At 39.9% G+C, this 12,704-nt stretch carries 16 protein-coding genes; 15 read left to right on the forward strand and 1 reads right to left on the reverse strand.

The window, feature by feature from the left end; translation table 11 throughout:
- Positions 1 to 49 precede the first annotated feature (49 nt).
- From BF9343_RS00240 to folK, 15 genes are all read left to right on the forward strand, one after another.
- Positions 50 to 484: a BF3164 family lipoprotein gene (locus BF9343_RS00240; RefSeq protein ID WP_010991879.1), complete on the forward strand. Its 435-nt coding sequence runs from the start codon at positions 50 to 52 to the stop codon at positions 482 to 484.
- 148 nt (positions 485 to 632) lie between these two features.
- On the forward strand, positions 633 to 884 hold the full coding sequence (locus tag BF9343_RS00245) for an NVEALA domain-containing protein (protein WP_010991881.1): 252 nt from the start codon (positions 633 to 635) through the stop codon (positions 882 to 884).
- A gap of 72 nt (positions 885 to 956) precedes the next feature.
- Positions 957 to 2,108 carry a 6-bladed beta-propeller gene (locus tag BF9343_RS00250; protein ID WP_010991882.1) on the forward strand — a complete coding sequence of 384 codons (1,152 nt, stop codon included), beginning with the start codon at positions 957 to 959 and terminating at the stop codon, positions 2,106 to 2,108.
- Between the two features lie 8 nt (positions 2,109 to 2,116).
- Positions 2,117 to 2,986, forward strand: a complete 870-nt coding sequence (locus tag BF9343_RS00255) for a DUF1573 domain-containing protein (RefSeq protein WP_010991883.1) — start codon at positions 2,117 to 2,119, stop codon at positions 2,984 to 2,986.
- 42 nt (positions 2,987 to 3,028) lie between these two features.
- Positions 3,029 to 3,394 carry a hypothetical protein gene (locus BF9343_RS23845; RefSeq protein ID WP_010991884.1) on the forward strand — a complete coding sequence of 122 codons (366 nt, stop codon included), beginning with the start codon at positions 3,029 to 3,031 and terminating at the stop codon, positions 3,392 to 3,394.
- The gene (locus tag BF9343_RS00265) at positions 3,363 to 4,625 is read left to right on the forward strand and encodes a 6-bladed beta-propeller (protein ID WP_010991885.1); all 1,263 of its coding nucleotides are present in this window, start codon (positions 3,363 to 3,365) and stop codon (positions 4,623 to 4,625) included. The genes BF9343_RS23845 and BF9343_RS00265 overlap by 32 nt, the downstream gene beginning before the upstream one ends.
- On the forward strand, positions 4,609 to 5,184 hold the full coding sequence (locus BF9343_RS00270; protein ID WP_010991886.1) for a beta clamp domain-containing protein: 576 nt from the start codon (positions 4,609 to 4,611) through the stop codon (positions 5,182 to 5,184). The genes BF9343_RS00265 and BF9343_RS00270 overlap by 17 nt, the downstream gene beginning before the upstream one ends.
- Positions 5,181 to 7,163 (forward strand): hypothetical protein, encoded by a 1,983-nt coding sequence (locus BF9343_RS00275; protein ID WP_010991887.1) that lies wholly within the window; start codon positions 5,181 to 5,183, stop codon positions 7,161 to 7,163. Before BF9343_RS00270 ends, BF9343_RS00275 begins: the two co-directional genes overlap by 4 nt.
- Positions 7,164 to 7,312: 149 nt before the next feature.
- Positions 7,313 to 8,212: a methyltransferase domain-containing protein gene (locus BF9343_RS00280; protein ID WP_008769124.1), complete on the forward strand. Its 900-nt coding sequence runs from the start codon at positions 7,313 to 7,315 to the stop codon at positions 8,210 to 8,212.
- Positions 8,212 to 9,093: a cell division protein FtsX gene (locus tag BF9343_RS00285; RefSeq protein ID WP_005779718.1), complete on the forward strand. Its 882-nt coding sequence runs from the start codon at positions 8,212 to 8,214 to the stop codon at positions 9,091 to 9,093. Before BF9343_RS00280 ends, BF9343_RS00285 begins: the two co-directional genes overlap by 1 nt.
- A 40-nt stretch (positions 9,094 to 9,133) precedes the next feature.
- A complete protein-coding gene (locus BF9343_RS00290; protein ID WP_005779716.1) occupies positions 9,134 to 9,367 on the forward strand; it encodes a DUF3098 domain-containing protein in 234 nt (77 codons plus the stop codon).
- Positions 9,368 to 9,373: 6 nt separating this feature from the next.
- Positions 9,374 to 10,174, forward strand: a complete 801-nt coding sequence (locus BF9343_RS00295; protein WP_005797037.1) for an undecaprenyl-diphosphate phosphatase — start codon at positions 9,374 to 9,376, stop codon at positions 10,172 to 10,174.
- A gap of 7 nt (positions 10,175 to 10,181) precedes the next feature.
- Positions 10,182 to 10,883, forward strand: a complete 702-nt coding sequence (gene truB / locus BF9343_RS00300; protein ID WP_005783635.1) for a tRNA pseudouridine(55) synthase TruB — start codon at positions 10,182 to 10,184, stop codon at positions 10,881 to 10,883.
- Between the two features lie 47 nt (positions 10,884 to 10,930).
- Positions 10,931 to 11,989 (forward strand): tRNA preQ1(34) S-adenosylmethionine ribosyltransferase-isomerase QueA, encoded by a 1,059-nt coding sequence (gene queA, locus BF9343_RS00305; protein ID WP_005783637.1) that lies wholly within the window; start codon positions 10,931 to 10,933, stop codon positions 11,987 to 11,989.
- A complete protein-coding gene (gene folK / locus BF9343_RS00310; protein ID WP_010991890.1) occupies positions 11,989 to 12,450 on the forward strand; it encodes a 2-amino-4-hydroxy-6-hydroxymethyldihydropteridine diphosphokinase in 462 nt (153 codons plus the stop codon). The genes queA and folK overlap by 1 nt, the downstream gene beginning before the upstream one ends.
- On the opposite strand, the gene BF9343_RS21705 is transcribed toward folK, so the two are convergent.
- The gene (locus tag BF9343_RS21705; protein ID WP_005783641.1) at positions 12,430 to 12,624 is read right to left on the reverse strand and encodes a hypothetical protein; all 195 of its coding nucleotides are present in this window, start codon (positions 12,622 to 12,624) and stop codon (positions 12,430 to 12,432) included. The two genes, folK and BF9343_RS21705, sit on opposite strands and share 21 nt — an antisense overlap.
- Positions 12,625 to 12,704 lie beyond the last annotated feature (80 nt).

The raw sequence follows: 12,704 nt of genomic DNA on the forward strand, positions 1-12,704 counted from the left end.
GCGGTAAATCGGGATGTAAACTATTTGTTGTTCCAGGGGGGATCTTATTATGAAGCCGGATAAAAAACGTTTTGCTTACTTGGCGTATGAGTGCGATTTATTATCTATTCAGAAAGTGGTAAATGACACGTGCCTGGAAAGTGTAGTACATTTGAATACGTATACGCCGTTATTTGAGAATCAATCTACTAACGAAGTGTCTTCTGTTAATGTCTCTACCGATTCTCCTAAAGGATTTCTTCGTGGGGTAGCCACTGAAAACTATGTTTATGCACTTTACAGTGGGCAAATTGGGAAAAATAAGGCAATAGCAAATGAAGTTTATGTATTTGATTGGGAAGGACGTGCTGTAAAGAGAGTGATACTGGATAGATGGGGTATATGCATCTCGGTGGATAGTAATGATGAACGACTCTGCCTGATGACAAAGGAAACGGATGGTGGAGAAGAGCGTTATCATTATTATTGTTATCAGTTAAACTGACTTTTTGGTTAGGGTGTTACGGGTTTGCTTGATATACTTTAAAAATGAAATATACGTTGTATTTACTTTTTCTATGGAGGAGGTGGCTCTCCGAAAGAGAGACACGACAAATAAAAGAATTACTAACCACATAAAAAATATGTAAGTTATGAGTAAGAAGATTTTTGCAGCCCTGATAGTCGCTGTAGTCGCAACTTTTGCAGGCTACAATATATATAAGTCACAAAGAGCAGAGGTGACAATGTCGGATTTGGCAATGGCAAATGTGGAGGCATTGGCAGATTCTCGCGAATCGTCGGCTGATTGTACGTTTGGGAATGTAAATTATGATCAGTATTCCAATACTTTGCATTGCAGTGGTAATGGTACACTTTGTTGTAAAAAAACAGTAGCAGGATAGGAGCTTTATTCTTTATTATAGAGTTTGGAGGTTGTTTGGTAGCCTCCCACTCTTTATTAAGTCAATATTATTATGGTGACAAAGTGGAAAATTACAGTTGGGCTACTACTTATACTATTTTGTGGTTGTAGCCAAGTGAAAGAATTGCATGAAAGCAGTACAATTATTTCTTTTAAAGAACATACTGATGTAAATGCGGATAGTATATTAGAGTTATCTTTCTTAAAGCTTCAAACAAAAGATTCATGTTTGGTAAAGAATGTTGGGCTTATTAGAGAATTAAATAATTGTTTATTAATATTGGATTCTGCCAACTCTAATTTGTATGTTTTTAACAAATCAGGAGCTTTTGTAAATCAGATAGGACAGAAGGGAAGTGGCCCCGGTGAATATATATTGTTATCTTCATTTTTTGTAGACAATAATAAAAATTATATTGCCGCAATTGATATTGCCCAAGATAAAGTATTGTATTACAATGCGACTGATTTTAGTTTTTTGTACGAAAGGAGATTACCTTTTAGTACATCTTGCTGTTTACAGTTAGAGGATGGTAATTTGCTTTGGAATAGTAGAGAATATACAGACTCTAAATTATCTGACTTCTATTTTGTGGTTACAGATTCTTTGTTTGATATTATAGATTATAAAATGAATAAAGAGTTTAAATCTGGTTATACAACAGGGCCTTCTCAAATGATATATAAGGTTGGAACCAATGTATTTGCATATACTCCTTTTGATTTGACGATTTATAGAGTGGGTACTTCTGAGATAGTTCCTGCTCATTCTTTTTCATTTGAGGGTACTGATATCCCTTCTTTAGATTTTCTGAATAAAACTAGTAATCAGGGAAACTCTAATTACTTATATGATCTGATTCAATCCGATTATATTTCTTATTATTGTGTAGAAGAAACTGAACGTGATTTGTTTGTATGCTATATGAAAAATAAAGAAAAGTATATAGGGTTGTATGATAAGAATACTGATAGAACGTATAATTATCCAATTAAAATATTTCAGGATCAGTTAAAGGTCGGTGAACTGAATTATTTTAGTATAGGTTCAGTTGATGATTATCATGTGGCTCCATTGGATGTATTATCCTTAAAAGATATGGCAGGAAATGGATATGTGTTTGATGATAAGTTGTCTGAATTGCTAACAATATCGAACGAAGAGGATAATTCTATATTATTATTTGTTCGGATTAAAAAATAGAACGCTGTATGAAAAGTGGGTTGATCTGTTGTTTAATGCTCTGCATATTATTGGTTGGTTGTGAAGGTAAAAAGGTGAAAGGTATTAAAAATATGGTAGATAGCTGGATGGGAAGAGAGATTCTTTTTCCCAATAGTGTTTCATGTATGGCTTTAAAGGAGTCTAATTTGGGACTTATTGAGCGGAGGACAGATTATACTATCGTTTCTTATATTGACTCTAGCGGATGTACTGCTTGTAAAATGCAATTGAGAAAATGGATGGAAGTGATAAACTGTTTTGATTCATTAAATACGAATGTCAAATTTCTTTTTTATTTGCATCCGAAAGAGCCAAAAGAAATCACTTATTTATTAAAACGTGATGGTTTTGAGTATCCCGTTTTTGTTGATAGATTAGATTCATTTAACATATTAAATCATTTTTCTACTGATATTAATTTCTGTACATTTCTGCTTGATAAAACTAATAGAGTAATAGCTATAGGTAACCCTCTTTATAGTAAAAAAGTTAAGGATTTATATAAGGGTATTGTTTTGAAAAGGAAAGAAGTAACTGTCTCTGGAATTTTACAGACAGAAACGACGTTGCCGAAATCTTCTATTGATATGGGAAGTTTTTCTTCTGAGAAATCCCAATCTTGTATTTTTACTTTATATAATATAGGTAAAAATATGCTTGTCATTGATGATGCGGTTACATCTTGTGGGTGTACTTCAGTGGAGTATTCAAAAGAACCGGTTTCGCCAGGGAAGTCTTTGGATATCATTGTAACTTATAAAGCGGATCATCCGGAGCACTTTAATAAAACTATTACGGTATACTGTAACTCTTCTGTGTCTCCATTGCGATTAAAGATAATGGGGAATGCTAAATAGTTTGAAATGAAATATATTTGTTGAACTTTAAATTTGATTATTATGAGGAAAAAACTTGTTTTAAGTGTAATGGGTATTCTATTGATTTTAGGTACTGTTACAAATGTAATGTTTACAAGAGCGGAGAAGTCTTCTGATAGAGCCTGGTTGGCTTCTATTGAAGCTTTAGAAGCTTTGGCTGAAGATGAAATAGGGGGCAGTCCGGGTGGATGTGGAACTGCGGTTGGGACTGTTTTGGAAGAGCAAGAGTGTAATGGGCGTAAGGTACTATCTCGTTATCTTGTAAAATTCTCCTGCACAGGTTCAAGGACGGGGGTATGTCAATCTGGTACTATTTATTATTTTTATGATTGTTATGGAGCACAAATTGCAGAAAATGATTTTACGAGATCAATACCTTGTCAATAAAAAGATTGCTTGGTACCGTATAGTATCGGTTTTATTGTTTCTTAGTGCTTTTTCTTCTTGTTCTTTGGTGGAGAAATCAAAGAACGAAATATATATAGCTGATCTGGATAGTGCCATTCAGAAAGATTGGTATTTGTATTCTGATGTGTTTAAATCTGTAAGAGTGATTCCTTTGGCAATGGATAAATCTGTGTTGCTGGGAGACGTTAATAAAATGCAGGTTTATAAAGGTCATTATATTGTACTTGATGAAGAGATAGCACGCGGAGTATATCTTTTCGATTCTAAAGGGCGGTTTATCCGTAAGATAGGTGATGTGGGCAGTGGACCGGGAGAATATTCTAAGCCGACAGATTTTACGATTGATACAAAAAAAGGGGAAATATATATATTCGATTATAGTCAAAAAAAGATATTTAAGTATGATATTGCTTCGGGAAAGTATTTAGGAGTTTGCAATGTTGAACATCGATTGAATCGGATGTTTTTTTCAAAGGGGTACTTGTACGCAAATATTGATTATCAATTGGAAGATGAACCTGGACAAGAGCATTACCTATTACAAAGAATCGACTTTGATAATGAAGGTAATGTAGAAATGTTTTTTAAAGTAGCTGATTACAAAAAGGGTTGGGACGGGATAGCTCTTCAAGGGAATATGTTTTTTAATTTAGGAACTGAGTCTGCTCTTTTTGTTCAGGACTTTATGGATACGATTATCTATGTGAATGGGGATCAGGTTATTCCTTATATGGTAGTGAAGAGTCAGGATTGGGTGTGTAAAACAGATTTAGAAATACTTGGGACTACTGATAATCCTTCGGCCAAAGGATTGGCTATGATGAAGCTGATTCAGCATTTAGGGGCACAAAGAAGGGCCTATAATCTATCTGATGTGTTTGTGAACGACTCTGTTATTGGGTTTTCGTATATGCAAGGAATGATGGGGACGGATGCGTTGTATGATAAGAGTACGGGTGAAACTATGGTGTTTGATCGCTCTAAAGATGATGTGTTGTTCGGAGAGCAACCATCACACAGGCAGATACCTACTTTTTTGTATGCGAGTGATAGAGGTGTTTTCTATTCTCTTAAACCCAGTCATTTGCCTGAGATGAAGTATTTTATCTCTCAAGGCCTTGTGAAGGATGAAGTGATTGGGAAAAATGATTTGGATTCTTTGGATGGTGATGCAAATCCGGTGTTATTGTATTATGAATATAAAGATTAAGATAGTATTAATAGGATTGGTTATCAGTAACTTCTTTCTTCTATGGAATGTTGTAACACAAAGGATAAAAGTATATGACGGTTTGGATAGGATAAATGATCTAAAAGAAAAGGTTGATAGTTGTGGAGATTCATTCTTTAATTATATAGATGTGAATAGTGACCTTACTTTTGATATTAAACCCATTGATACTTTAAAAAATGTGCAATTAGTATATTGTTTTTCCGAGTATATGTGTGAGGAATGTGTACGACAGGATTTATGTGTATTATTGGATATTCAGAAACGAATTGGTGCAGATAGGATATTAATACTTACGGCATATGCTGATAATCGGAATAATCATATTAGGTTGAGTAATTTATTGCGAAAATTTCGATATAGGAATATAGATTATTCTTGTCTTGTTTTTCCTAAGCATAATAGGACTGGAATGGATCAACGTTACTTTTATTTTATAGATAAGGACGGGAATTGTAAATATCCTTTTTATCCTCTTAAAGATCACCTTGAGTTGACACAATACTATTTAGGGTTTATTGCTAAAAAGATAGTATGAAGAGGACTGAAATATTTATAGCGACCGGTTTATTTTGCCTTGTTTCTTCATGCGGGGGCAGAGACAGACAAGTGGAGGAGGCCTTATCCCTTTCGGGCAATAACCGTAATGAACTTGAAGCGGTGCTGAAGCATTATGAAGGAGATGGCCGGAAGCTGGAGGCGGCACGCTTCTTGATTGGCAATATGCCCGGAAGTTATGGAGCTAATCCGATAGTAGAGCAGGATTGTTCTGCTTTTTACGAGGCTTATGATTCATTGGGACAAAAGTATGGCTATCGGGTAGGAACGGAATGGGGGAAACAGGTAGATAGTCTTTGGCAAAATTTTAGTAATCGACATCGGGTGAGACAGGAGCTTAACTATGATATTACCCGCATGAAGGCGGAAGATTTAATCCGGGAAATTGATCTGGCATTTCGGGCATGGGTGGAGAATGTGCATTCAAGAAACTGTTCGTTTGAAGATTTTTGTGAGTATATACTGCCTTATAGGCGACAGAATGGCTTATTGATTGACAATGCACGCCGGGAGTTCAACAAACGGCATCAGGGAAAGTATTTTGTGAAAGAGGGAAAGGATTGGCAACAAGAGATCGATTCGTTGTTATACGAATATAAGTATCTGACTCATTCCGGTTTTTGGGGGACGAAGATTCCGATATGGAATGCGGCGACTCTTGAGAAGATGCGTCATGGGTTATGTGCACAGCGCTGTTGGTATAACTCTTTGTTATTATCATCATTGGGGATTCCGGTTGCCATTGACTTTGTTCCGGCATGGGGAAACCGAAATAATTCGCATACCTGGAATGTGGTGCTAATAAACGGGGAATCGCATGCTTTTGAGGCGTTTTGGGATAATGATCGCTGGAAATATAAGCGGATTTATAATAACCGGAATGATGATGAGCTTTGGGGAAGATTCCGCCTTCCGAAGGTATACAGATATACCTATTCAAATCACATTGAAGGACCGTTGGCAGATGTAGAGGTGGATAAAGCTGATATTCCGGAGCTATTTCGTAGTGTGAAAAAGGTGGATGTTTCTTCGGAGTATTTTGAAACGGCCGATGTAACGGTGGAGTTGACAGGTGAGGCGCCTCAAGGGGTGAAATATGCGTATTTGGCTGTGTTCGGATATCAGGACTGGCACCCTGTGCAGTGGGGAAAGGTAGAAAACGGGAGGGCTGTCTTTCGGGAAATAGGTAAGGATATGGTTTATTTACCCGTTTATTACAAGCGGGGAGGATTATTGCCCGCAGCAGAACCTTTCAGATTGCGGAATGACGGAACGATGGAGAAGCTGAGCGGAAATGAAGGAACAGAGGAGGTTGCCGTGAGGATGGTGACGGGAGCGCCGGCTTATGATCAGAATAGGGAATATCTGGGGTGTATGAAAGGAAGCCGGATAGTAGGATTACTTGATGGAAAATCAGAAGAAGAACTGTGCAGATGGACGGACTCGCTGGCTCTGCAGTCGGTTGTACGGAAGGTGTCCGCACGATTACCTTACCGTTTTGTAAGGTTATTATTACCGTCGGATAGCATTGCTTTGGGGGAGCTTTCTTTTTATACGGAAGAAGGACGGATCGGGAATGTGAGGATAATTACTCCGATGAGAGCTACCGGAAGGAATGAAGTGCCCGGGATGATAACCGATGGTTTGGGGGCGACGGGCTATAGAGGCAGGGTGGCAGAAAGGCTGGTAGATATAGATCTGGGAAAAGAGTATATGGTCAGTCATATTGGAATGACTTCTTACCTGAAAACACAGTTGTTCTGTCCGGATGAATTTGAGTTAAGATATTGGGATAATGGTTGGAAGACTGTGGAGCGTAAGCAAGCTGATCATAAAGGGTATCTTGTATTTGAGAGAGTGCCCCGGGGAGCATTGCTGATGTTGAAAAACTGTCGCTGGAAAGGAAAGACGGCAGAGCGTATATTTACTTATGAAAAAGGAGATGTGAAGTGGGAATGATTGCTATGAACGAACAGTTGCCTTGCCATTATTGTTAAACCTCCTTAAGGAAATGCCTATTCGTCACTTTTTATTTGTTATTTTGCACCAAATTCGGGTGGAGTGTGTCCTGTCGTTTCGGGGTACACTTAAATATGCAGATAAAACCAATGAATAAACTCACTATAAATGCCTGTCCGCTATGTGGGGGCGCACATTTGAAACGTGCTATGACCTGTACGGATTTTTATGCTTCCGGTGAACAGTTTGACTTGTACACCTGCGAAGATTGCGGATTTATTTTTACGCAAGGAGTCCCGGTAGAGGCGGAAATAGGCAGATATTACGAAACACCTGATTATATTTCCCATTCGGACACGAAGAAAGGTGCCATGAATGCCATTTACCATCATGTACGTCAGTATATGCTTGGAAGAAAGGCGCGTTTGGTGATGAAAGAGTCTCATCGAAAAACCGGGAGGATACTGGATATCGGTACAGGTACCGGTTACTTTGCCCATACGATGCAAAACAAGGGATGGGAAGTAGAGGCCGTGGAAAAGAGCGGACAAGCCCGTAATTTTGCACGCGAACATTTCGGGCTGAATGTGAGGCCGGAGGCTGCATTGAAAGAATTAGTTCCGGGAACGTTCGATGTAATCACGTTGTGGCACGTCATGGAGCACTTGGAACATTTGGACGAAACGTGGGAATTGTTACGTGAACTGTTGACCGAGAAAGGGGTATTGATAGTGGCTGTGCCTAATTGCTCGTCGTATGATGCGATGAAATACGGGAAGTACTGGGCTGCTTATGATGTACCCCGTCATTTATGGCATTTTACGCCTGCCACGATTCAGCAGTTCGGGTCGAAGCACGGATTTATTCTGGCAGCCCGTCATCCGATGCCGTTCGATGCTTTCTATGTATCGATGCTGACGGAGAAACATAAAGGTAGTGCATACTCCTTTGTGAAAGGCATGTGGACCGGAACGGCGGCATGGTTGAGTGCCCAGGCTAAAAAGGAACGGAGTAGTTCGATGATTTATGTATTCAGAAAGAAACGCTGATGAAGAGTAAAAGCAGAAATAACGCTGTGTCATATTTTGATATGCAGTTCATCACTTCCAGTATCAGTACCACGTTGGTATTGCTGTTACTGGGGCTTGTGGTGTTCTTTGTATTGGCGGCCAATAATTTGTCTGTTTATGTGCGGGAAAATATTAATTTTTCCGTGCTTATCAGTGATGATATGAAGGAGACAGATATTCTGAAGCTTCAGAAACGGCTGAATAATGAACCTTTTGTGAAAGAAACAGAATATATCTCGAAAAAACAGGCATTGAAAGAGCAGACGGAAGCCATGGGGACCGATCCGCAAGAGTTTTTGGGGTATAACCCGTTTACGGCTTCAATAGAAATTAAATTGCATTCGGACTATGCGAACTCCGACAGTATTGCGAAAATAGAGAAATTGATTAAAAGAAATACCAATATACAGGATGTGCTTTATCAGAAAGACTTGATCGACGCGGTAAATGAAAATATCCGTAATATCAGTCTTGTTCTGCTGGCATTGGCCGTGATGTTGACATTTATCTCTTTTGCGCTGATTAATAATACAATCCGGCTGGCTATCTACTCGAAACGTTTCTTGATACATACGATGAAACTGGTGGGAGCGAGCTGGGGATTTATTCGTCGTCCGTTTTTGAAAAGGAATATATGGAGTGGGGTTCTGGCTGCTTTTATTGCAGATACGATCCTGATGGGGGCCGCTTACTGGCTGGTATCCTATGAGCCTGAATTGATTCGGGTAATTACGCCCGAAGTCATGTTACTGGTATCGGGCGCAGTATTGGTGTTCGGTGTGGTCATCACTTTCTTGTGTGCTTATCTTTCTATTAATAAATATCTGAGGATGAAAGCAAGTACGCTATATTATGTGTAATTCCGGATTTATAGATGTAAATAAATTAATGTAAATAACAATGGGTGATAAACAAAAATTTGCCTTCGATAAAACGAACTTCATTCTGCTTGCTATCGGCATGGCAGTGGTTATTCTGGGTTTTATCCTGATGACAGGGCCTTCATCGTCGGAAACGGTGTTTCAGGCGGACATTTTCAGTGTGAGAAGAATTAAGGTGGCTCCGGTGGTCTGTTTCCTGGGCTTTATTTTTATGATATATGGCGTGATGCGCAAACCCAAAACAAAAGAATAAAACAGGATGGAATGGTTTGAAGCACTGATCCTTGGATTGATTCAGGGACTGACTGAGTATTTACCGGTAAGCAGTAGCGGGCATTTGGCCATTGGTTCGGCTTTATTTGGTATAGAAGGAGAAGAAAATCTGGCATTTACCATTGTGGTACATGTAGCCACTGTGTTCAGTACATTGGTGATTCTGTGGAAAGAGATAGACTGGATTTTCCGTGGTTTATTTAAGTTTGAGATGAACAGTGAAACACGCTATGTAATCAATATCTTGATTTCGATGATTCCTATTGGTATCGTTGGGGTGTTTTTTAAAGATGAAGTGGAGGCCATTTTTGGCTCGGGATTACTGATTGTTGGCTGCATGCTGTTGCTGACGGCTGCGTTACTGTCGTTTTCGTATTATGCAAAGCCACGCCAGAAAGAGAACATCTCGATGAAGGATGCATTTATCATTGGCCTGGCGCAGGCGTGTGCAGTATTACCGGGATTATCTCGTTCGGGCAGTACGATTGCAACCGGTTTGTTATTGGGTGATAATAAAGCGAAACTGGCACAATTTTCTTTCCTGATGGTGATACCTCCTATATTGGGAGAGGCGCTGCTGGATGGTATGAAGATGATAAAAGGTGAGGCTATTGCGGGCGATATTCCTACTTTGTCATTGATAGTAGGTTTCATTGCGGCTTTTGTTTCAGGTTGCCTGGCTTGTAAGTGGATGATTAATATCGTGAAGAAAGGTAAGTTGATTTACTTTGCTATTTATTGTGCAATAGTTGGAGTGGTCACCATTGTCGTTTCACAATTGCAATAAATTGCGGATGAATTTTAAAGAAGGAGAAGTACTTTATTTTAATAAACCGTTGGGATGGACGTCTTTTAAAGTCGTGGGGCACGCCCGTTACCATATGTGCCGGCGGATGAAAGTGAAGAAATTAAAGGTTGGACATGCAGGTACACTCGATCCCTTGGCAACAGGGGTGATGATTGTTTGTACAGGCAAGGCTACCAAGAGAATAGAGGAGTTTCAGTATCATACGAAGGAGTATGTGGCTACCATACAGTTGGGCGCTACTACTCCGTCTTACGATCTGGAACATGAAATAGATGCTACATACCCTACGGAGCATATTACCCGTGAGTTGGTGGAAAAGACGTTGAAAACGTTTGTTGGCGAGATACAGCAGATACCTCCCGCTTTCTCGGCTTGTAAGGTAGATGGTGCACGCGCTTACGATTTGGCCCGTAAAGGCCAGGAAGTGGAGTTGAAACCGAAATTGCTGGTGATTGATGAGATAGAGTTGTTGGAGTGTAATTTACCGGAAATTAAAATACGGGTGGTTTGCAGCAAGGGGACTTATATTCGTGCATTGGCACGTGACATCGGAGAGGCTTTGCAAAGCGGGGCGCACTTGACCGGGCTGATACGTACCCGTGTGGGAGACGTTAAGTTAGAGCAGTGTCTGGATCCGGCAAAGTTCGCGGAATGGATAGATCAGCAAGATGTTGAGATATCTGATTGAAGTAAAAAAATAGAAAATAAAATAATTAATAAACGCACATTATTATCATGAAACTGTCGCAATTTAAATTTAAGTTACCCGAAGAAAAGATTGCTTTGCACCCTACAAAGTACAGAGACGAGTCGCGCTTGATGGTACTCCACAAGCGTACGGGAGAGATTGAGCACAAGATGTTTAAAGACATCCTGAATTATTTTGATGATAAAGACGTGTTTGTATTCAACGATACCAAGGTGTTTCCTGCACGCTTATACGGAAATAAGGAAAAAACAGGTGCGCGTATCGAAGTGTTCTTGTTGCGCGAGTTGAACGAGGAATTGCGTTTGTGGGATGTATTGGTAGATCCGGCACGTAAAATCCGTATCGGCAATAAGCTTTACTTTGGGGATGATGACTCAATGGTTGCTGAAGTAATTGATAATACTACTTCACGTGGGCGTACGCTTCGTTTTCTGTATGACGGACCTCATGATGAATTTAAAAAAGCATTGTATGCATTAGGAGAAACTCCATTGCCACATACGATTCTGAACCGTCCGGTTGAAGAGGAGGATGCAGAACGTTTCCAGTCTATCTTCGCTAAAAACGAAGGGGCTGTGACAGCACCGACTGCAAGTCTGCACTTCAGCCGTGAGCTGATGAAACGTATGGAAATTAAGGGAATAGACTTTGCATATATCACATTGCATGCAGGACTCGGAAACTTCCGTGATATCGATGTGGAAGACCTGACAAAGCATAAAATGGACTCTGAGCAGATGTTTGTGACGGAGGAGGCTGTCAAGATAGTGAATCGTGCTAAAGATCTGGGTAAGAATGTATGTGCTGTGGGAACAACTGTAATGCGTGCTATTGAAAGTACGGTAAGTACAGACGGACATTTGAAGGAATACGAAGGATGGACGAACAAGTTTATCTTCCCTCCATACGACTTTACTGTGGCAAATGCCATGGTATCAAACTTCCATATGCCGCTTTCTACGTTATTGATGATTGTGGCTGCTTTTGGTGGCTACGATCAGGTGATGGATGCATATCACATAGCGTTGAAGGAGGGTTACCGCTTTGGTACTTATGGAGATGCGATGCTGATTTTGGATAAGTGATGAAAGTATATTTGGGATTAGGTACCAACTTGGGTGATAAGGAGCTAAATCTTCGTGTTGCCCTACAAAAAATAGAGGAGCGGATAGGGAAAATCATTTCTCTTTCCGCTTTTTATGCTACTGCTCCCTGGGGATTTCAGTCGGAAAACAACTTTCTGAATGCTGCGGTGGGAGTGGAGACAGTATTGTCCCCTGTCGGGATACTGGAAAGTACTCAACGGATAGAGCAGGAAATAGGGCGTTTGCATAAATCACGGGACGGTGTGTATAGTGACCGCCTGATTGATATTGATCTTTTGCTCTATGGCGATAAGATACTACAGGATGAAAGTCTTATAGTGCCTCATCCGTTGATGACCGACCGTAAGTTTGTTCTGGAACCCCTTGCCGAGATTGCACCGGACGTTGTTCATCCGGTGTTTCATAAGACGATTAAAGAGCTATTTCTGGCTCTTTCGTGATTTGCGAACCATCAGGTGTCGGGGAAGGTAGGCTACGCAGCCGATCAGTACGGCATACAGTATGCGCAAATCGTCGAAGGGCTGGTGATTCAGATGACAGATTAAGGCGTAAATACCCACTGTGACAGCAATATACACCAATAATGTAAAAGCGGTTTTTAGTTTATTTTTCATAAGGTAGTCTGTTAATACGAAGCAAAAGTAGCAATAAATCCAAAATATTATCTACCTTTGTCCCTGAAATGAAATGTGGA

The sequence above is a fragment of the Bacteroides fragilis NCTC 9343 genome (genome assembly GCF_000025985.1).
GTDB classification, from domain to species: domain Bacteria; phylum Bacteroidota; class Bacteroidia; order Bacteroidales; family Bacteroidaceae; genus Bacteroides; species Bacteroides fragilis.

Bases quoted from the DNA above. Each gene is read 5' to 3' on its own strand.
- BF9343_RS00240 (WP_010991879.1), top strand. From the start codon at position 50: ATGAAGCCGGATAAAAAACGTTTTGCTTACTTGGCGTATGAGTGCGAT.
- BF9343_RS00245 (WP_010991881.1), top strand. From the start codon at position 633: ATGAGTAAGAAGATTTTTGCAGCCCTGATAGTCGCTGTAGTCGCAACT.
- BF9343_RS00250 (WP_010991882.1), top strand. From the start codon at position 957: ATGGTGACAAAGTGGAAAATTACAGTTGGGCTACTACTTATACTATTT.
- BF9343_RS00255 (WP_010991883.1), top strand. From the start codon at position 2,117: ATGAAAAGTGGGTTGATCTGTTGTTTAATGCTCTGCATATTATTGGTT.
- BF9343_RS23845 (WP_010991884.1), top strand. From the start codon at position 3,029: ATGAGGAAAAAACTTGTTTTAAGTGTAATGGGTATTCTATTGATTTTA.
- BF9343_RS00265 (WP_010991885.1), top strand. From the start codon at position 3,363: ATGATTTTACGAGATCAATACCTTGTCAATAAAAAGATTGCTTGGTAC.
- BF9343_RS00270 (WP_010991886.1), top strand. From the start codon at position 4,609: ATGAATATAAAGATTAAGATAGTATTAATAGGATTGGTTATCAGTAAC.
- BF9343_RS00275 (WP_010991887.1), top strand. From the start codon at position 5,181: ATGAAGAGGACTGAAATATTTATAGCGACCGGTTTATTTTGCCTTGTT.
- BF9343_RS00280 (WP_008769124.1), top strand. From the start codon at position 7,313: ATGAATAAACTCACTATAAATGCCTGTCCGCTATGTGGGGGCGCACAT.
- BF9343_RS00285 (WP_005779718.1), top strand. From the start codon at position 8,212: ATGAAGAGTAAAAGCAGAAATAACGCTGTGTCATATTTTGATATGCAG.
- BF9343_RS00290 (WP_005779716.1), top strand. From the start codon at position 9,134: ATGGGTGATAAACAAAAATTTGCCTTCGATAAAACGAACTTCATTCTG.
- BF9343_RS00295 (WP_005797037.1), top strand. From the start codon at position 9,374: ATGGAATGGTTTGAAGCACTGATCCTTGGATTGATTCAGGGACTGACT.
- truB (WP_005783635.1), top strand. From the start codon at position 10,182: ATGAATTTTAAAGAAGGAGAAGTACTTTATTTTAATAAACCGTTGGGA.
- queA (WP_005783637.1), top strand. From the start codon at position 10,931: ATGAAACTGTCGCAATTTAAATTTAAGTTACCCGAAGAAAAGATTGCT.
- folK (WP_010991890.1), top strand. From the start codon at position 11,989: ATGAAAGTATATTTGGGATTAGGTACCAACTTGGGTGATAAGGAGCTA.
- BF9343_RS21705 (WP_005783641.1), bottom strand. From the start codon at position 12,624: ATGAAAAATAAACTAAAAACCGCTTTTACATTATTGGTGTATATTGCT.